The sequence below is a fragment of the Geobacter psychrophilus genome (assembly GCF_056821595.1).
In genome coordinates this window covers 174,778-192,427 of the sequence record NZ_JBXDTU010000004.1, presented here as the reverse complement: position 1 = coordinate 192,427, position 17,650 = coordinate 174,778, and the positions used below count along the sequence as shown (strand labels likewise).

At 56.7% G+C, this 17,650-nt stretch carries 19 protein-coding genes; 3 read left to right on the top strand and 16 right to left on the bottom strand.

Features of this window, described 5'->3' with window-relative positions:
* Positions 1-124: 124 nt before the first annotated feature.
* The 5 genes from ACOCF6_RS03115 to ACOCF6_RS03095 all read right to left on the bottom strand — a co-directional run bounded on the left by ACOCF6_RS03115 (position 125) and on the right by ACOCF6_RS03095 (position 3,295).
* Positions 125-427: a chaperone modulator CbpM gene (locus tag ACOCF6_RS03115; RefSeq protein WP_482458925.1), complete on the bottom strand. Its 303-nt coding sequence runs from the start codon at positions 425-427 to the stop codon at positions 125-127.
* A 14-nt stretch (positions 428-441) separates the two neighbouring features.
* The gene (locus ACOCF6_RS03110; RefSeq protein WP_482458924.1) at positions 442-1,386 is read right to left on the bottom strand and encodes a DnaJ C-terminal domain-containing protein; all 945 of its coding nucleotides are present in this window, start codon (positions 1,384-1,386) and stop codon (positions 442-444) included.
* A gap of 513 nt (positions 1,387-1,899) precedes the next feature.
* The gene (locus ACOCF6_RS03105) at positions 1,900-2,382 is read right to left on the bottom strand and encodes an Hsp20/alpha crystallin family protein (protein ID WP_482458923.1); all 483 of its coding nucleotides are present in this window, start codon (positions 2,380-2,382) and stop codon (positions 1,900-1,902) included.
* 29 nt (positions 2,383-2,411) lie between these two features.
* On the bottom strand, positions 2,412-2,810 hold the full coding sequence (locus ACOCF6_RS03100) for an Hsp20/alpha crystallin family protein (protein ID WP_482458922.1): 399 nt from the start codon (positions 2,808-2,810) through the stop codon (positions 2,412-2,414).
* 35 nt (positions 2,811-2,845) lie between these two features.
* Positions 2,846-3,295: an Hsp20/alpha crystallin family protein gene (locus ACOCF6_RS03095; RefSeq protein ID WP_482458921.1), complete on the bottom strand. Its 450-nt coding sequence runs from the start codon at positions 3,293-3,295 to the stop codon at positions 2,846-2,848.
* 328 nt (positions 3,296-3,623) lie between these two features.
* On the opposite strand from ACOCF6_RS03095, the gene ACOCF6_RS03090 reads away from it, so the two are divergent.
* Positions 3,624-3,749 (top strand): hypothetical protein, encoded by a 126-nt coding sequence (locus ACOCF6_RS03090; protein WP_482463258.1) that lies wholly within the window; start codon positions 3,624-3,626, stop codon positions 3,747-3,749.
* A 225-nt stretch (positions 3,750-3,974) separates the two neighbouring features.
* Here the strand turns inward: ACOCF6_RS03090 and ACOCF6_RS03085 are convergent, their stop codons facing one another.
* The 10 genes from ACOCF6_RS03085 to ACOCF6_RS03040 all read right to left on the bottom strand — a co-directional run bounded on the left by ACOCF6_RS03085 (position 3,975) and on the right by ACOCF6_RS03040 (position 16,146).
* Positions 3,975-4,553 carry a winged helix DNA-binding protein gene (locus ACOCF6_RS03085; protein ID WP_482458920.1) on the bottom strand — a complete coding sequence of 193 codons (579 nt, stop codon included), beginning with the start codon at positions 4,551-4,553 and terminating at the stop codon, positions 3,975-3,977.
* A gap of 136 nt (positions 4,554-4,689) precedes the next feature.
* Entirely contained in the window at positions 4,690-5,205 is a 516-nt protein-coding gene (locus ACOCF6_RS03080) for an acyl-CoA carboxylase biotin carboxyl carrier protein subunit (RefSeq protein WP_482458919.1), read from the bottom strand.
* A 32-nt stretch (positions 5,206-5,237) separates the two neighbouring features.
* Positions 5,238-6,761, bottom strand: coding sequence for an acetyl-CoA carboxylase biotin carboxylase subunit (locus ACOCF6_RS03075; protein WP_482458918.1), 1,524 nt, complete (start codon positions 6,759-6,761; stop codon positions 5,238-5,240).
* A gap of 154 nt (positions 6,762-6,915) precedes the next feature.
* Positions 6,916-8,466: an acyl-CoA carboxylase subunit beta gene (locus ACOCF6_RS03070; protein WP_482458917.1), complete on the bottom strand. Its 1,551-nt coding sequence runs from the start codon at positions 8,464-8,466 to the stop codon at positions 6,916-6,918.
* Between the two features lie 181 nt (positions 8,467-8,647).
* A complete protein-coding gene (locus ACOCF6_RS03065; protein WP_482458916.1) occupies positions 8,648-9,406 on the bottom strand; it encodes a LamB/YcsF family protein in 759 nt (252 codons plus the stop codon).
* A gap of 258 nt (positions 9,407-9,664) precedes the next feature.
* Complete coding sequence (locus ACOCF6_RS03060) at positions 9,665-10,597, bottom strand: 5-oxoprolinase subunit C family protein (protein ID WP_482458915.1); 933 nt, start codon at positions 10,595-10,597, stop codon at positions 9,665-9,667.
* The gene (gene pxpB, locus ACOCF6_RS03055; protein WP_482458914.1) at positions 10,585-11,343 is read right to left on the bottom strand and encodes a 5-oxoprolinase subunit PxpB; all 759 of its coding nucleotides are present in this window, start codon (positions 11,341-11,343) and stop codon (positions 10,585-10,587) included. Before pxpB ends, ACOCF6_RS03060 begins: the two co-directional genes overlap by 13 nt.
* A gap of 48 nt (positions 11,344-11,391) precedes the next feature.
* Complete coding sequence (locus ACOCF6_RS03050) at positions 11,392-14,313, bottom strand: NAD-glutamate dehydrogenase domain-containing protein (RefSeq protein ID WP_482463256.1); 2,922 nt, start codon at positions 14,311-14,313, stop codon at positions 11,392-11,394.
* A 127-nt stretch (positions 14,314-14,440) separates the two neighbouring features.
* On the bottom strand, positions 14,441-15,409 hold the full coding sequence (locus ACOCF6_RS03045) for a DUF979 domain-containing protein (RefSeq protein ID WP_482458913.1): 969 nt from the start codon (positions 15,407-15,409) through the stop codon (positions 14,441-14,443).
* Positions 15,406-16,146, bottom strand: coding sequence for a DUF969 domain-containing protein (locus tag ACOCF6_RS03040; protein ID WP_482458912.1), 741 nt, complete (start codon positions 16,144-16,146; stop codon positions 15,406-15,408). The genes ACOCF6_RS03045 and ACOCF6_RS03040 overlap by 4 nt, the downstream gene beginning before the upstream one ends.
* A 29-nt stretch (positions 16,147-16,175) precedes the next feature.
* Between ACOCF6_RS03040 and ACOCF6_RS03035 the strand changes: the two genes are divergently transcribed.
* A complete protein-coding gene (locus ACOCF6_RS03035; protein ID WP_482458911.1) occupies positions 16,176-16,457 on the top strand; it encodes a hypothetical protein in 282 nt (93 codons plus the stop codon).
* A gap of 134 nt (positions 16,458-16,591) precedes the next feature.
* Complete coding sequence (locus ACOCF6_RS03030) at positions 16,592-16,771, top strand: hypothetical protein (RefSeq protein ID WP_482458910.1); 180 nt, start codon at positions 16,592-16,594, stop codon at positions 16,769-16,771.
* A gap of 208 nt (positions 16,772-16,979) precedes the next feature.
* On the opposite strand, the gene ACOCF6_RS03025 is transcribed toward ACOCF6_RS03030, so the two are convergent.
* Entirely contained in the window at positions 16,980-17,561 is a 582-nt protein-coding gene (locus ACOCF6_RS03025; protein WP_482458909.1) for a DNA-3-methyladenine glycosylase I, read from the bottom strand.
* Positions 17,562-17,650: the final 89 nt, after the last annotated feature.

Below are 17,650 nucleotides of genomic sequence, written 5' to 3'. Positions count from 1 at the left end.
AAATGGATATGATGCCCTATAGTACGATTAGTTAGATTTTTTTGATATGCAAATTGTTTTTACCTTGTTCAGGCAATAACATAACAAACTCATCTTCGCCTATACGGTCGATAATAGTACTCATTCAGAATCTTCGCTCCAGGTCATCGATACGGTCCAATAATTCCATCACCAGGGCCACGGCATCGAAATTGAGCCGCAAGTCCCGTTTCAGGCGCAACGCCTTGCGGGTCCTGATGACTGCGCTCCGGGCGAACAGAGGGGTTTCGCCTGCTGAGAGCGGTTCGATGAGTCCGATCGCAAGAAGCCGTTTCGCCACCGACAGGTGGCACTCGCACAGCCTGCTCAGTTCATGGATGGTGATCCCCGAAACGGAGACCAGTTCATGTTTTCTGCTAATGATGATTTCATACTGTTGCGCAGTCATGACGGTTCCTTTTGTCACTTTCTCGGATCAAATCGTGATTCTTTTGCCAGTTCTTCGAAGAGGTGCCGCTCTCTGGCGGTGAGATGCTGCGGCACAACGATACGGATATTAACCAGCAGGTCGCCGTATCGGCCCGGAGTTACAGGCATCCCCTTACCTCGTACCCGCAAGCTCTGGCCGCTTTGGGTGCCGGCGGGTACGGCAAGGTTGATACGGCCATCGACCGTTGGTACCAGTACTTTTGCACCCAGAGCCGCCTCCCATGGCGCTAGGTCTACCGTGGTGGTCAGATCGTGTCCGTCCAGGGTGAAACGGCTGTCAGGGAGTATTTTGACTTGCAGGAACAGGTCGCCGGCTTCCCCACCGCCGCTGCCGCTGCCGCCTTGGCCAACCAGGCGGATCAACGAGCCGTCTGTCACCCCTTGGGGAATGTTGACATCGTAGCTTCGGCGGGTTCTTGTCGGTCTGCCGTTGCTCCCCTGTTCGACCCGTTCCAGTTCGACGCTCTTCTTCGCGCCATGATAGGCATCGGCCAATGTGATGTTGATTGCTGTCTCGTGGTCGCGCCCCCGACTGCGCCTGACGCCACCACCACGAAACTCGGTTTCACCAGAAAAATTCCAACCGCCACCGCCGAAAAGGTTCTGGAAAAAGTCACTGAACTGGCCCGGATCGGCATTGGTGAAATGGAAATGGGCGTTGTCACCACCCTGATAACTCTGATGAGAGAACTGTCCATCCCAACCGTTGCCGAGTTGATCATACTTGGCCCTTTTTTCCAGGTCACCCAGCACCTCGTAGGCTTCATTGATCTGTTTAAACTTTTCCTCGGCATCGCCGGCCTTGTTGATGTCAGGGTGGTATTTGCGGGCCAGTTTGCGGTACGCCCGCTGAATATCTTCCTGGGTCGCTGTTTTGCCTACTCCAAGGATTGAGTAATAATCCTGAAAAGTTGCCATGGTATCACTCTCGCCTGAAAGAATTTAACCTGTTATTGGTTATCACCCGGCCATCTGCGCATGCAATAGATGCACTGTTCAACATTGTGCGGGATGGTGTCTCTCAGTGTTTCGTGTTGATGTTGCACGCCGCAGCGCTTTGGCACGGGGAAACGATGCAACACTCTGTCTTTTATGAAGTAATGCATACAAATCTCCTTTAGGTGCGTTTTCAGCGTTTGAACTATGCGTAATCACCAATATCCGCTGATCAATTCTGATTTGATGCCAGAAACTGCAGTACTGATGTAAGGTTACGGAGCCTCTTATCCAACAGGCTCTTTTTCTGAGGGTCGGTGGTTGCTGTATATTTTCCATAAAGCTCGGTAAAATGGTCATGAACAATTTTTACAGGATTGACTCGGCTATTTTTTCATCGATCCTCCCTCCGTCCTGGCAAGAAAGAATAAAGAGAAAATTTTCAAAGAAGAAGTGAGGGCCGCATCAAGCGGCCCTCGGTACAGCACTGCTGGTTCACGAGACCGGTACCCGGTAGCGGGCGTGCCGTCCCTTTTCCGGTTTGGGGAGCCGGACAGTCAAGACCCCGTGTTTGAGGTCCGCCGCAATCGTCTTCTCATCTATCTCGTATGGCAACTGGAGAGTCCGTGCGAAGCTGCCGTACCGGCATTCTGAAATGAGGCACCCGTCACCTCCTTTCTGTTCCCGTACGACTTTCTTTTCACCGTGTATTGTAAACCGCCTGCCGACAAGCTCGACCGTGAAGTCTTCCTTTTTCAGTCCCGGCACTTCGGCCCTGATGATCAGCTCATCAGGGGTCTCAAGCATGTCGAGCAGCGGACCACCCAACTGCATGAATGCTGGAAGGGTATCGGCTGTGATTCTTTCCGGTGAATGTTCCGGTTTCTTCCAAGGCACCAGCCTGTTCAGGAAATTGCCGACTTTGCCATGAACCCGTTCCAGCGCCTCGCTCCATTTCTCGGGCAACAGGTTTGACATTGTGATCACCTCCCGCTCAGACTTCTCTCTCAGCCGACCTGTACGGCGATCCGTTTCGGTTTGGCGGCTTCCGCCTTCGGAACACGTAGCGTCAGAATGCCATTCGCATAATCAGCATGGGCCTTTTCATGGTCAAGGCTCTCAGGTATCGAGAACTGGCGGTAGTAGTTGGCCAGCTCGAATTCACGGTAAGCCGAGGTGCCCGGCATGGCATGCTGTGCCGGAGCACTGATGGTCAGGATGCCCTTTTCCACGTTGACATCGAGTGTCTCCTTCGCGGCACCCGGAATGTCGGCGGTCAAAACCAGCCCTTCTTCAGTTTCGATAATGTTCACCGCCGGGCGGATATATTTTTCGTTCGACCGCGTCTCTTCACGGGTCTGCACATTTCGTTCGTCATTTTTTTCCGTCATGCTGTTAGTTTCCATGATCATTACCTCCCTTCTGAATGGACATGTACGTTTTACGAAAGTTTGATATCGATTTTTTTCGGCTTGGCATGTTCGGCCTTGGCCAGAGTGATCTGCATGATACCGTTGTTGCATTGGGCCGTGATCTTTTCCGGATCAATGTCTACCGGTAGTTCCAGCGTGCGGGAGAACTTGCCTGAGCCGAGTTCGGAGCGGTGCACGATCTGGCCTTCTTTTTCGACAAACGGTTTGCGCTCTCCGCTGATGGTGACAGTATTCCGCAGTACGGACAGATCGACATCCTTCGGATCAACGCCGGGTACCAGAGCCTCGATGTAAACGCGCCCTTCATCCTCGCTAAAGTTGACCAGCGGAAAACGACGGGTTGTTACCGGCGAAAGGAATGTTGAGCCAAACGGCCTGTTATAACCTGCACCACGAAACACCTCATCAATTTCCCTTCTCAGAGTGTCCAGTTCTTTGAATACGTCCCAGGTTGCCATGAGGATTACCTCCTTTCTGTTATAAGTTTCTAACACAAATATAATGTCAATTTCAAAAAAATCAAGAGGAAGCGCAAAAAAAATATCGCAGGTAATACTCCGATATTATTATGTTTAATCGGAAAATGTCTTAAAAAAGATGGCGTCATTTACTGTGTTTTTAGCAGTCAGTGCAGTAGTGTGCTAATTATGCTCTTGAAACGATTGATGATGACCGGATGAACCAGGAAGAAATGCCGGGCAACTCTCAACAAGAACATAAGTTGAAAAAATAGTTGCTCATGCTCTGCAAGGGTTGAATGAAAAGGAAAGGTATAGTGTGGAGCATATGATTACCAGTGATGATCCGGCCACGCATCAGGATATCGCTTCACGAGAGCGGATACGCCAGATAGAAGAACGGACATTGGCAAAATTAAGAAATCTGCTGACTCCAACGCTGGCAACGGCATGATGTGTCGTTAAAAGCTGCATACGGTGAGGGCGGCCAAACGCTGCTACCCTGAACTGATCATCGTAATCGGCAACAACCGCAGTTCGCTTTGACAGTTTGGCGGTTGTTTTTGGCGATTTATCGCCTGGAAAAAAAAGGCCGGGAGTCATGTGATACCGCCAAGCTGGCGGCCGGATGGGATCAGGAACGGGGATGTGAAATAGAAAGGCGCGGTGTCACAAACCATCACGTCTGTGTAAGGTCAAACGAGGATGCGGCCCGGGCCGCCTGGTCATAACTGCCGGAAATGTTACGTAAAAACTTGGCGATGCCGGCCAGTGTCTTGGCTTCGTCTTCGCTCTTTGTCAGGCTTTCAATTAGGCATGTGTCACGTACAGTCTTGTAGCGATTGCAGAGCTCAGTACCTTTGGGGGTGGTGGCATAATACATTTCCTTGCCCTTCTTGGTCCCGCTGACCAGGCTTGCCGCAGTGAGCTTTTTGATCGAGTAAGAGGCCAGGTGGGTATCCTCGATGTTCAGGATGAAGCAGATGTCTGCCAGTCGTTTCTGCTTGGCGCGGTGATTGATGTGATGCAGGATCAGGATGTCCAACGGCGCCATGTCCTTTGCCCCGGCCGCATTCATGCAGCGGACCATCCAGCGCTCAAAGGCGTGGTAGGCGATGATCAGCCCGAATTCGAATTCAGACGACTCGGGATAGGAGGCAGCCAGGTGGGCAGAGGTCACGATGCGCAGGCCGTCTTCGGAATCAGGAGAAGATAGGGGCGTATGACCGCCGGATGGACTGTTTTTATGAATAGGCATAAAATCTCCTGCAGACGTAGGGAGTGGCCGGCCCAGCATCTCAGTGCGAACTGTTCTGTCCCGGCGGCCGGCATGTTACATGGTTGCCCCTGATTTCACAAAGTTTTTGTTGCAAGGAGTGAGGCGCCCGCAGGCGCTACTCAGGCGGCTCGATGATGCAGAGGAGATCGTTGGCTGCCACCGGGACACCCTCTGTGGCACGTAACGAGCCGATGGTTCCGGCCACGGTCGCCTTGATCTCATTCATCATCTTCATGGCCTCCAGGATCAGGAGCACCTGGCCGGACTCAACCTGATCACCTTCCTTGACCATGATCTTCCAGATATTGCCCGACATGGGGGATTTGATTTCTTGACGGCCGCTCAGCCCGGCTGACAGCTTCTTGGCCAGCTTCTTCTTTTTCTCCTCCACCACTTCCAGTTCAAAATGATCCCCCTGGATATGCACATCGTAGCGCTCGCTGGATTCGCAACTGTCGATATCCACCTCAAAGGATGTGCCGTCGATGATCAGTGACAGCAGGTTGTTCCTGGGTTCAAAATAATCCACCAGGTATTCCGTGTTGCCCAGCAGAACCTTGTACAGCCCGGAACCGCACTCTTCAACCTTGATATTTCGCTCTTCGCCCTTACAGGTAACGATGTATGCCATTGGGAATCAATCCTCCGTGGTGTGGTGAACCATCAGCGTTTTATCCGGCCGCTCATCTTCCAGCCTGATTCGGCCGCCAGCAGGGTCGTGTCCGAGACAGCCGCTTTGGTGCGGGCGCGGGTCTGGTCGCTGCGGAAGGCCTTAATGGCAACCGCCAGCAGGGCCACGTCCTGGTTGGGTTTTTCCCGGGCGGCCTCTTCCTTGACAAAGGTCGTGGCGATAAAGTTCGTGTCATAGTCGCCGGCCATGAAGTGCCCATTCTGCATGACCCGTTCGCAGAAGGGGATGGTGGTCTTGATCCCTTTGACGAAATACTCGGACAGCGCCCGCCGGGTGCGGCTGATGCAGCGTTCCCGGGTGCCGGCCCAGATCACCAGTTTAGCCAGGTGCGGGTCGTAGTAGACCGGGACATCGAAGCCTTCGTATATGCCGGAATCATCCCGCACGCCCGGACCGCCCGGTGTGCGCAGGCTGACGATCCGTCCCGCACCGGGGAAGAAATTGTTGTCCGGGTCCTCGGCATGGATATGACATTCGATGGCGTGGCCGCGGATGGAGATATCCTCCTGGCGAAAGGCCAGCGGCTGTCCGGCGGCCACCCGGATCATCTCCTTGCACAGGTCGCTGCCGGTAATCGCCTCGGTGATCGGGTGCTCGATTGCCAGACGGGTATTCATTTCCAGGAAAAAGAATTCCCTGGTGGTCGCATCGACCAGGAACTCAACGGTTCCGGCCGAATCGTAGCTCACCGCCCGGGCGATACGGATGGCCGCTTCAGTCAGCTGTCGGCGCAATGCGTCGTCCACAAAAGGCGAGGGGGCCTCTTCGATCATCTTCTGGTTGCGCAGCTGGATGGAGCATTCCCGCTCCATGAAGTGGATGATCTGCCCCTGCCTGTCGCCCAGGATCTGGACTTCGATGTGGCGGGGCTTTTCCAGGCAGCGCTCCAGGTAGACCGCCCGGCTGCCGAAGGAATTGAACGATTCGGAGCGGGCGGCCCGCACCATCTTCGCCAGTTCCTCGGGGTGCCGGACCGTGCGCATCCCTTTGCCGCCGCAGCCATGGACCGCCTTGACCATCAGCGGATAGCCGATTCTTTCGGCCCACTGCGCCTGCTGCTCATCAATCAGCTCCGCCTGCATGCCGGTCAGCAGCGGCACACCGCAATCGGCTGCTATGGCGCGGGCCTTGGTTTTGTCGCCCATGGTCCGGATGGCAAGGGGATTGGCGCCGATAAAGGTGATCCCTTCCGCCGCACACAATTCGGCAAACTCGGCCTGTTCGGAAAGGAAACCGTATCCGGGGTGGATGGCGTCGCAGCCGGTTTTTCTGGCCGCAGCAATGATCGTATCGCCCCTCAGGTAGGAACGGCTGGCCGGTGCCGGGCCGATACAGCAGGCTTCTTCGGCCAATCTCACGTGCAGGGCGGCGCGGTCCGCTTCGGAGTAGACCGCCACGGTGGGGATCTGCAGCTCTTTGCAGGCGCGGATGATCCGCACGGCGATTTCACCGCGATTGGCAACCAGGATTTTTCGAAAGAGCTTGTCAGCGTCCATGAGAACTACTCCTTGGGAAACAAAACTCCCTCCCCTTCAAGGGGAGGGTTGGGGTGGGGATGGGGTGAATCCTGCGCCACAACACCCATCCCCCTCCTGACCTCCCCCTTGCCAAAAGTAGGCGCTTCTAAGCGAAGGGGGAGGAACTGGTCTGCTACAGCGGAATATTGCCGTGCTTGCGCGGTGGGTTGCTGTCGCGCTTGTTCTTGCACATCTCCAGCACGCTGATCAGTTTGGGGCGGGTGCGGGTTGGATCGATGACCTCGTCGATGTAGCCCAGTTCCGCGGCATTGTACGGGTTGGCAAACTTGCTGCGGTAATCATCAACCAGCGCCTTCCTGGTCTCCTCCGGATTGGCGGACGCGCCCATCTCGGCACGATGGATGATGTTGACCGCGCCCTCCGGCCCCATGACCGCGATTTCCGCGGTCGGAAAGGCCATGCTGTAGTCGCCGCGGATATGTTTCGAGTTCATGACGCAGTAGGCGCCGCCGTAGGCCTTGCGGGTGATGACGGTGATCTTGGGCACCGTGGCCTCGGCCATGGCGTAGAGCAGCTTGGCGCCATGCTTGATGATGCCGCCCAGTTCCTGTCCCACGCCCGGCATGAAGCCCGGCACATCCTCGAAGATGATCAGGGGGATGTTGAAGCTGTCGCAGAAACGGGTGAAGCGGGCACCCTTGAGGGAGGAATCCACGTCCAGGGCGCCGGCCAGGAAGATCGGCTGGTTGGCCACGATACCCACCGGTCGGCCGTTCAGCCGGGCAAAACCGATCACCAGATTGCGGGCGTAGTGTTCCTGGACCTCGAAGAAATAGTTGTTGTCCACCACTGCCTTGATGACGTCCTTGATGTCGTAGGGCACGTTCGGGTCATCCGGGATAATGGTGCGCAGGGATGCCTCGCAGCGGTTGATGTCGTCGTCGCAGGGGGCCAGGGGCGGGTCTTCCATGTTGTTGAGCGGGATGAAGGAAAACAGTTCGCGCAGCATCAGCAGACACTCTTCGTCGTCGGAACAGGCGAAATGGGCGCAGCCGGACCGGCTGTTGTGGGTCATGGCGCCGCCCAGTTCCTCCTTGGTGACCTCTTCGTGGGTCACGGTCTTGATCACGTCCGGCCCGGTGATGAACATGTAGGAGGTGTCCTTGACCATGAAGATGAAATCGGTGATGGCCGGAGAGTAGACCGCGCCGCCGGCGCAGGGCCCCATGATGGCTGACAGCTGCGGGATCACACCGGAGGAGGTGACGTTGCGCAGGAAGATGTCCGCGTATCCGGCCAGGGAATCGACCCCCTCCTGAATGCGGGCCCCGCCGGAATCGTTCAGCCCGATCACCGGCGCACCGTTCTTGATGGCCATGTCCATGATCTTGACGATCTTCTCGGCATAGGATTTGGAGAGCGATCCGCCGAATACGGTAAAATCCTGGGCAAACACATAGGTCAGGCGCCCTTCGATGGTGCCGTAGCCGGTCACGACGCCGTCACCGGCGAACTTCTGCGCCTCCATGCCGAAGTTGTGGCAGCGGTGCACGACGAACTTGTCGATCTCGTTAAAACTCCCCTCGTCCAGCAGGATGGCGATCCGCTCGCGCGCGGTCAGTCGTCCGGACTTGTGATGCTTCTCGATTCTGTCCTGTCCGCCGCCCAGTTCGGCTTCGTCATTCTTTGACTGCAGCAGGCGGAGTTTGTTTTCGATCGTCATATCGGACCTCTTTTGCATGCTTATGAGAATCCTTCTCCCTCTGGGAGAAGGTGGCCGCAGGCCGGATGAGGGTGGCAATGGTGGCCATTTCTCTATTTTCCCTCACCCTGACCCTCTCCCAGAGGACCCAAGGGGCCTAAAGGAGAGGGAACTTAAAATACTATCAAACTAAAATTGCGAGTTATGCACTAAACGCCCTCAGCTCAACTTGCTCCTGCTCAAGCCTGCACCTGATAACCCTGATCATCTCGATCGCTTCGGCGGTATCGCCATGGACGCAGATCGTCTGGGCCGTGAGCGGAACTGGCGTGCCGTCGATGGCTATTACACAGCGGTCCCGGACCATGGCCAGGACCCGCTCCGCGGCCACGGCCGGGTCATGGATGACTGCACCCGCCTGGGTGCGCGGCACCAGTTTGCCTTCCCGGGTGTAGGCCCGGTCGGCGAAGACCTCTTCCACGTAGCGGATGCCTGCTGTCCGGGCCGCCGTTACCATCTCGGAGTTGCTCAGGCAGACCATGTACAGCTCGGGGTCCACCGCTTTGATCGCCTCGGCAATGGCCCGGGCGATGGTGCTGTTTACGGCGCCCGTGTTGTAGAGCGCGCCATGCGGCTTGACGTGCTGCAGCCTGACCCCTTCACGCCGGCAGAAGGCCGACAGGGCGCCGATCTGGTAGAGTACATCCGCCGTGACCTCATCGGCCGAGGCCTCCATGGGACGGCGCCCGAAACCGACCAGATCGGGATAGGAGGGGTGGGCCCCGATGGCGACGCCGTGGGCCTTGGCCATTTTGACGGTTTTCCAGATCGTACCCGGGTCTGCTGCATGGAATCCGCAGGCGATATTGGCCGAGGTGATGAACGGCATGACCTGTTCGTCGCTGCCGATGGTATAGACCCCAAAGCCTTCGCCCATGTCGCAATTCAAATCGATCTGCATGGTCATATTCCCCTCGATATCATAATAATAGTCTGCGACTTCCGGTTAGTTTTTTGCATTTAGCCTCCCCTCCCTTGCCTAGAGGCACCTACTTCTGGTGACGGGAGGGGATTGAGGGGTGGGTGAAGCTGCCGGCAGCATCAAATGTGTCAAATTCCCCCACCCCCTAACCCCCTCCCGCAAGGGGAGGGGGGACTTTTATGGCAACTGCATAAACCAAACCGGACAATGCTGATAATTAGTTTGCAAAAAACAGTATTAACGGATTGCCGCCTTCTCATAGCTCAGCTTCTCGGCTGCCAACGCTGCCATGGCCTCCGCGTCGGTACACTCCACAAAGGTCACCGTATCGCCGGCCTTGGCCTGGGCCAGTTTCGACAGGTCCGGGCTGATCACGAATCCGATCTTGGCGTAGCCGCCGGTGGTCTGGCAGTCCGCCATCATGATGATCGGATGGCCGTCTCCCGGGACCTGGATTGCACCGGCACAGAGGGCATCGGAAATGATATCCGCTCCGTTGACATGCTGTACAATCGGCCCTTCCAGCAGGATGCCCATGCGGTCGTTGCGGGCGGAAACCGTAAAGCTTTCGCTGAACAGTGTCCGGACACCATCTGCCGTGAACAGGTCGTCCTGGGGTCCGGGGATGACCCGCACGCGGACCTCGTTGGTATATTTGGGCAGGTGATGGTAGGACAGTTCGTGCAGGGCAAAGGGCATGGCGTCCCCTTTGGCGATCTGGATAACATCTTCTGCCTGCAGCGCCCGCCCCTCAAGCCCGCCGATGGCGGCGCGGGTGTAGGTGGAGCGGCTGCCCAGGACTTCCGGCTCGGCAATTCCGCCATAAAATGCAAGATACGTCCGGCAGCCGCTGACGGCGTAGTCAAAGACCAGTTCGCTGTTGGCAGGGACATAAAAGGCCGACCAGTTTTTGATCCTGCGGCCGTTCAGGGTGCCCTGCATGTCTGCGCCGCAAACGGCCAGATAGGCTTCATTGGGAAAGTGGAATGTCCCGCCCAGCATGGTCATCTCCAGCACAGCTGCGCCAGCCGGGTTGTTGGCCAGGATGTTGGCCATGGTTGCGGCGTAGCGGTCCATGACCCCGGATACCGGCATGCCGTATGCCCGAAAGCCGCTACGCCCCTGGTCCTGGATCGTTGTCAGCATGCCTGGTTTGATTACGGTACACATGCGGCGATCTCCCCTCGTGCGATGGTGCTGGTCTGAGGTGTATAGCAGCCCGCTTTGACCTGGTGAAGAATATCTGCAAAGGCGTCGGCTGCAATTGCGGTGAACTGCAGATAGTTGCCGGCTGCAAAGAGAAAAGGGTTGGTCGAAGCGGGGTTGAACACCTGCAGCGGCGTGCGGCCGATCAACTGCCAGCCACCCGGGCTCTCGATGGGATAGATGCCGGTCTGGCTGCCGGCTATGCCGACCGAACCGGCCGGAATCTCCACCCGTGGCTGAGCCAGCCGCGGGGCGGCAATCCGGTCCGACATACCACCCAGATAGGGGAAGCCGGGCGTAAATCCGAGCATGTAGACCTGATACGGTCGGGAGGTATGGATAGCGATGACCTCCCCGGTCGTGAGCTTGTTATGTTCGGCAACGAATTCCAGGTCCGGGCCGAATTCCGCGCCGTAGCAGACCGGGATGTTGACCACCGTTGCCCGGTCGTCTGTGCTGCCGCTTTCGGCGGCAGAGTGCAGAAGAGTTCTGATCTTGGCGCTGATCGCGTCCCGTGTGATCTGCAGCGGGTCAAAATAGACCATCAGAGAACGGTAGGTCGGGATGACTTCGAGTATGTCACCCGGCAGATGTGTGGCTATGGCGTGGGCCAGACGATGGACACTGCCATTGATTCCGGGATCGATCACATCGCCAAAGTCGACAACCAGCCCCTTTTCCCCGGCTTTCAAAATTCTGATGTCAGGCATGATCTCTCCCTGGTATTGACAAGAACCGTGACTGTTTTCGGATCATGGTTACGTTTCCGGAAAGTTGCGGTTCAGAAAGACCTTTACAAACTCTTCGAAATCCGCTTCCTGATCGCCGCGGTAGACCATGGCCGAACCGATTTCAGCCGCCAGGATGGCAAACAGGTATTTCCGGGGCAGGTTGCTGATCCGCTGCCGGTAGCGGCTGGTACCGCTCAGAAATTCCGGCAAATGGCTCATGATGGCCCGTTTGAACAGCGGTTCCAGGCAGATTTCCGGACGTTTCTGGAAAAAGCTGAACAGCCGGGCGTAATGGGTGTTGATCTCCGTGCTGATCGAGTTGGAAATCTCGCTGCAGAACAGGGCCGGCTGTTCCCGGTGCCGTTTCAGGATCAGACGCGCCTCGTCGGCGGCCCGTTTTTCCAGGATCCGGAGCACATCGGCCACGTACTCCTCCTTGTTGGCCAGGAATTCCTCTTCCGTCAGCAGCAGGTTGGCGATGATCTCGTAGGAGGATGAGATAACTCCGCACTTGTTGGCCGAGGCATCCCGCATGATGATGACACCTTTTTTCTGCAGATGGATGCGCGCGTCGGGGGTGATGAACGAGTTGGCCCCCTCGACGATGACCTGTGACGACGGTGTGCCGTCGGGGAGCAGAAAACGTTCCCAGTTGTGCGTGTCGATAGTTTCCGGCCGGCCGCCGCCCGGGATGAACAGGTCTGCCGGTACGGAGAAGGGGAGTTCGCCGAATTCCCGTGAGAATTCGTCAACGGAGATCCATTCTTCCTGCACCTCTTTGTCTGTCCGGGTTACCTTGCGATAGAGCTCGCGGAAACCTTCCTTGCGGCTGCCCGTGCGGAAGAGCATGAAGCCGCCGGGATGAAGCTTTTTGGGGTCAAAGGCATCCAGATCATTGTTGAGCAGGATGCGAGCCAGTTCCTTGCGGTCGGCTCCGGCCATGTCACACAGCGCCGCGGTTCCGTCCAGGATCAGGCGGATCTGCACCCGGGGCGAGCGTTCGAGCAGGATCCGCATGGCGTTGCCGGCCACATCGCCGTTGGGGCCGCCGGTCAGCTTGACGGAGAAAGGATCTTTGCGCATGTCAATGCCCAGTTCGGCCATGGTGATCTCGGCAAAGGTGACCACACCGAGGGAGGTGACGCCGTATTCCTTGTGGTTGATGCCGACCTGCTTGCTGGACATGATGCCGTTGCCGAGGATATAGCCCCGCCGGGCGGAGATATGGGCGATGGTTTCGATCATGTTGTCGTGCATGTTCTCGTCCGGACCAAGTTCAATCGCTTCGTCTTCCCGGTAGTAATCGATGACGGCTGCATTTTTGGCCACGCCGTCCTCGGTAACGAAAATATCGAGGAAGGCATTGGTGACGCCGTACTGCAGTTTATACAGACGCCAGGTCTCCTGGTCCCGTTCCTGGGTTTTGAGATCAACGGCGTTCAGGATCAGCACCATCTTAGAGCCACCCTCGTAGATGTCCTTGTTCTTCAGGTGCTGGGTAAAGGCCAGAACGAAATTCTCCCGGAAGAGGGTGTTGGAATTGGTGACGAAATCGTCGTTCGAGCGGGCGATAACGGTGCGCCAGCCACCACGGGCGATGTCCGAAAAGCCGATGTGGTAGCCGAAGCCGAAACTGCTGAAGAAGAAGGTGATCCGGAAGGGTGTCCCCGGCGGCAGGTCGCTCGTGAAGTCGGGACCGAGCTCGGACAGGTAGGACGGGTCAATCCTGAAAGAGAGGGCCTGTTTTACTACCACGAAGAAGTTGGTCTTGAGGGTGTTGCGTATGAAGGCCAGGCAGCAGCGGAAGATCGCCCGGCGGATCTCATCCAGGTAGCGGTGACCGGTGTTGTATTCGCTGACGACCTGCTGTGTCTCGGCCAGCAGGGCCTGATAGGTCTCCGTAGCGCCGCCGGCGGCGGGATCGAAACGGCTGCGGAACAGCCTGGTCAGCTGCAGGGTGATCTCGGGATGGGAGCAGAAAGCGCTCTTGACATCTTCGAGGCCGAAACGGTCCGGCTGGTTATGGGCCAGGTTCGTATGGCAGAAGGCGATGAAGGCGTTGATCAGGGAGGCGTCTTCACCGGTGATGACACCCTTGGTGACGAATTCCTGATAGGTGTGGGACGTGACATTCAGGATCTGGGTGTTATACAGCTCGCCCTGCAAACGGATGAAGTCAGCGGAATTTTTTACCAGCATGCCGCCGCTCCTCCGGCGCACGTAAAACGTGCCGAGGAAATAGGGGTGAACGCCGTTGGATATGGTCAGGCAATAGGCCCGGTTCACGGCCAGCCCGAGCCGATTGAAGACCTCCATGACCTGCAGGAGAAAGTCCTTCTGGGGCGGATTGGCTACGGCAAACAGGATCCTGGATTCCGTCTCCTGCTCCATCGGCTCCACGTCCAGGTGCAGCCCGCCCCCCTGGTTGCCCATCTGGAACAGGTTCAGAATCTGTGCGACTCTGGCCGGCGGGGAGACACGCACATAGTTTTCGTTGTTCAGCCAGATGATCCTGAGCAGTTTGTCAAAGTCAGTGGTTGGGCTGTCAGGGTATTCCCGGCAGAAATCGGTGAAAATCCGTTCGCGGATGTCAGCGGGGACACTGTTGCCTTTCCCGTTAAGGACCTCATGATTGGATTTGCGGTCGAATTCAAAACGCTGGATTTCCAGGGTCTGTGTCATGCCCGGCAGGGGACCGTCCGAATGGGAGATCATGGCATAGGAAATCTCCCGCTCACGCATCCGGCTGAGCGATTCATACAGGGAGCCGGGTGCGTTGGCAACAGCTTGGATGAACGTCTTTTCGCGGTCAGCGAGGATCAGGCGGTGGTTATAGTGAAGGGTCCCCATTTCCCGCTGCAGGATTGTGAGCGCCTCCGGTTCGTCGTTCATCGAGACAAAAAAGTACGGATGCATCTCCTTTTCAAGCCATGTGCAGTTCTCGTCCATCCGGCAGATCGATCCATCAGCATCATGTTTAGCCACAACCTTCTCCTTTTATCTGCTGCTCCTGGCAGCCATTTACGAGACCCCGAAATAGGTTTATGTGCAGGATTACGCCGCTGCTGGCAGCTGCCTAGAATGCATTCATAAGGTAATACAGCAGGAAGATGTTGACGGTCAAAAGCGGCAGGGCCGTCAGGATCTGGACCTTGATGACACCGTTCTTGTCCGGCAGGTCGAGCAGGGCGGCCGGTACGATATTGAAATTTGCCGCCATGGGTGTCATCAGTGTGCCGCAGTACCCGGAAAACATGCCGATTGCAGCGACGATAGCCGGGTTGCCGTGGAACGCCCCCATCAGAATAGGGATGCCAACGCCGCCGGCCATAACCGGGAACGAGGCAAAGGCGTTGCCCATGATCATGGTGAATACGGCCATCCCCAGGCAGTAGACCGCGACCGCTACAAAGCGGGAATCCATCGGGATGTACGCTGTTGTCACCTGTGCCACCGCCTTGCCGACGCCGGCATCCATGAAGAGCAGTCCCAGAACGGCCAACATGTGCGGCAGTACGACTGCCCATCCCATTGAGTCAATCAGGCGGCGTGCCTCGCGCATGGCCTGGACCGGGGTGGAGCGTGTGAAGCGGCAGGCGGTGATCAGGGCCAGGATACAGCCGATGCCCAGACTGACCAGGGTGAAGTTCTTTTGATCCAGCAGAAACATCCCGCCGATTTTGGTCTTCTGGAAGACGACCGAACCGATCATGGTGGTGAACGGTATGATCAGTGCGGGATACAGCAGTCGGTTTCCCAGCTTTCGGGCGCTGCTGCTGCGTTCTTCCGGGGTGAATTGCCCGTATTTCCCGAGCGAAACCCCACCCAGTCCGGCGATGAGCGCCATGGTAACCACGATAATGCCGACGACCAGCGGCAGCAAGCGGTCACCGACCAGAAACACCACGGCATACAGGGCCCAGAAGGAACCGGTCGCGATGCGTTTCGGGTTGCCCTTGTCCCTGAACGACATGAGCGAGATGATCGACAGCGTCAGTCCCAGCAGGATAAAGAAATAGTCGAGAGGAATGATCGTCGTGCTCATACGGTTTCTCCTTTGATGGTTTCAGAGACAATCGGGGCTACACTGGCCTGTGTCCCCAGCTCGCGAGCGATCTCCACATCCAGGCGGCTCAAGCGGAAGGCATGGATGCTGAATGCGCAGATGGCCGTGGGCAGCCCCCACAAGGCCATATGTAGCGGGTTGACTTCGATTCCGGAGCCACGCAGGATGGTCTGCATCAGCACGATCGCGCCAAAGGCGACGAAGATGTCTTCCCCGAAAAAGAGTCCGACATTGTCCGTCGCCGCTGACATGGCACGTATCTTATAGAGCAGTTTGTCCGGTATGGCACCGTAGCGGTTTTCGGTGGCACCCTCCGCCATCGGCGCTATCAGGGGGCGGACCATCTGCGGGTGGCCGCCCAGACTCACCAGGCCCAAGGCAGCTGTTATCTCGCGTACGAACAGATACACGATCAACAGGCGGCCGGCTGTGGCTGATTTTATTTTAGCGATCAGGATCTGGGCCTGCTCCTTTAAGCCATACCGCTCCAGCAGTCCGATGACCCCCAACGGCAGCAGCAGGATCAGTGGCAGATTGCGGGTCTTTATGAATCCGGTCCCCAGCGAGATGAGAATCTTCTCGATCGGCATCGCGGCGCTGAGGCCGGTGACTATGGCTGCAATGATGACAACCATAACAGGGTTTTGCCTCAGGACAAAACCGGCAATGATTACGGCTACTCCTATTAACGGCCAGAGATTTACAGCTGTTTGCATGGCTCTTCTCCTTTGCAATTGGGTGCTGCGTGGCGACTGACATCAATGCTGCGGGTTATTGTTTTGCTACCTGGTTTCAATTGACAGAAGGTGCTGAAGGTGCTGATTCTGAACAGTGGACTTTTATTGAAAGAACGGCTGGTTCTAAACTACACAAACGCTGTTTGTTGTATAAAATCATTTCGTGCATAAATTGTCAACGTTTTATTTGTATTTTACGTTGGTTGTTGTTTTTTTATGAAATAGTGGCGGGGCAGGGCGGTTTATGCGAGAGTCAGCGCCGGGGCGGAGTTCTCGTAGAGCAGGACTGATCCGGCTTCGGTTCGGGTGTTACGAGATCTCGAACCAGAGAAATAACAAAACAAGACCAAACAAGTCTTTTATGTTGACGGATGCATTCAAAGAGGACTAGATTTGAATTACTAACGAATGCAAGGAGCTCTTCATGAATATTTCGGGTATTTCAAGTTCGCAGGTATATGTTCCGCCCCAGACAACGCAATTGAAAGCTCCTTCACCAAGTACGGAAGCCAAGGAAAGCCGGGGGGCGGAGAAGGTTGAGCCGAAGCAGGTTCAACGAGGTGAAACGGGTGAGAGTGGCAGTACGTTCAGTGTATTTGCCTGATTTTTTGAAAGGAGGGTACGCCAATGTGGACCGATAGATTTCGTATTCGTCCTGTATCTCACTGTAAAGAGGGATGCAGTAGATTGCCCGTCCAGCAGATGGACGGGCTGATGTGAATAACAAAGAGCCCCTGCAGAGATGCGGGGGCTCTTTTGTTTGGGGACGTGCGACAGGACGGTCAGCTTCCTTCAGACAGCCACTCCGGAAATCACGACGCCAACTCCCGCCAGCGAAAGCAATCCACCGTATGATCATTGACCATGCCGATTGCCTGCATGTGAGCATAGCAGATGGTCGTGCCGACGAAGCGGAAGCCGCGCTGCTTCAGGTCGCGGCTCAAGGCATCCGACAGCGGGGTGCTGGCCGGAACCTCCGCCATGCTGCGCCAGGAGTTCTGAATTGGCATGCCATCTACGAAGCGCCATTGATAGGCGTCGAAGGATCCGAACTCCGCCTGTACCTGCAGAAAGGCGCGGGCATTGCTGATGGTGGAGGCGATCTTGAGCCGGTTGCGGACGATGCCGGCGTTGGTCAGCAACTCGGCCTGGCGGGCCTCGTCAAAGGCCGCCACTACGGCCGGATCGAATCCGGCAAAGGCATCCCGGTAGGCCGCTCGCTTGCGCAGGATCGTGATCCAGGAGAGCCCGGCCTGGGCGCCCTCCAGGGTCAGGAATTCGAACAGTGTTCGGTCGTCGTGGACCGGCACGCCCCATTCCTGGTCATGATAGGCCTGGTAGAGCGGGTCGCTGCCGGCCCAGGCGCAGCGGGTGAGTGTTGAATGACTATCCATTGGTTCCTCCGTCTGCGGTCGCTTGTGCTGCATGCAGCCATCTACGCATTTGTCAGATAGTGTACAGCTGGTCGTGTCTCCAGTGTTTG

Coding starts and splice junctions, on each gene's coding strand:
- ACOCF6_RS03065 (WP_482458916.1), bottom strand. CDS start 9,406: ATGCAGATCGATTTGAATTGCGACATGGGCGAAGGCTTTGGGGTCTAT.
- ACOCF6_RS03085 (WP_482458920.1), bottom strand. CDS start 4,553: ATGCCTATTCATAAAAACAGTCCATCCGGCGGTCATACGCCCCTATCT.
- ACOCF6_RS03105 (WP_482458923.1), bottom strand. CDS start 2,382: ATGTCAAACCTGTTGCCCGAGAAATGGAGCGAGGCGCTGGAACGGGTT.
- ACOCF6_RS03115 (WP_482458925.1), bottom strand. CDS start 427: ATGACTGCGCAACAGTATGAAATCATCATTAGCAGAAAACATGAACTG.
- ACOCF6_RS03110 (WP_482458924.1), bottom strand. CDS start 1,386: ATGGCAACTTTTCAGGATTATTACTCAATCCTTGGAGTAGGCAAAACA.
- ACOCF6_RS03075 (WP_482458918.1), bottom strand. CDS start 6,761: ATGGACGCTGACAAGCTCTTTCGAAAAATCCTGGTTGCCAATCGCGGT.
- ACOCF6_RS03045 (WP_482458913.1), bottom strand. CDS start 15,409: ATGAGCACGACGATCATTCCTCTCGACTATTTCTTTATCCTGCTGGGA.
- ACOCF6_RS03050 (WP_482463256.1), bottom strand. CDS start 14,313: ATGGACGAGAACTGCACATGGCTTGAAAAGGAGATGCATCCGTACTTT.
- ACOCF6_RS03030 (WP_482458910.1), top strand. CDS start 16,592: ATGAATATTTCGGGTATTTCAAGTTCGCAGGTATATGTTCCGCCCCAG.
- ACOCF6_RS03100 (WP_482458922.1), bottom strand. CDS start 2,810: ATGGAAACTAACAGCATGACGGAAAAAAATGACGAACGAAATGTGCAG.
- ACOCF6_RS03090 (WP_482463258.1), top strand. CDS start 3,624: ATGATTACCAGTGATGATCCGGCCACGCATCAGGATATCGCTTCACGA.
- ACOCF6_RS03060 (WP_482458915.1), bottom strand. CDS start 10,597: ATGTGTACCGTAATCAAACCAGGCATGCTGACAACGATCCAGGACCAG.
- ACOCF6_RS03095 (WP_482458921.1), bottom strand. CDS start 3,295: ATGGCAACCTGGGACGTATTCAAAGAACTGGACACTCTGAGAAGGGAA.
- pxpB (WP_482458914.1), bottom strand. CDS start 11,343: ATGCCTGACATCAGAATTTTGAAAGCCGGGGAAAAGGGGCTGGTTGTC.
- ACOCF6_RS03040 (WP_482458912.1), bottom strand. CDS start 16,146: ATGCAAACAGCTGTAAATCTCTGGCCGTTAATAGGAGTAGCCGTAATC.
- ACOCF6_RS03080 (WP_482458919.1), bottom strand. CDS start 5,205: ATGGCATACATCGTTACCTGTAAGGGCGAAGAGCGAAATATCAAGGTT.
- ACOCF6_RS03070 (WP_482458917.1), bottom strand. CDS start 8,466: ATGACGATCGAAAACAAACTCCGCCTGCTGCAGTCAAAGAATGACGAA.
- ACOCF6_RS03025 (WP_482458909.1), bottom strand. CDS start 17,561: ATGGATAGTCATTCAACACTCACCCGCTGCGCCTGGGCCGGCAGCGAC.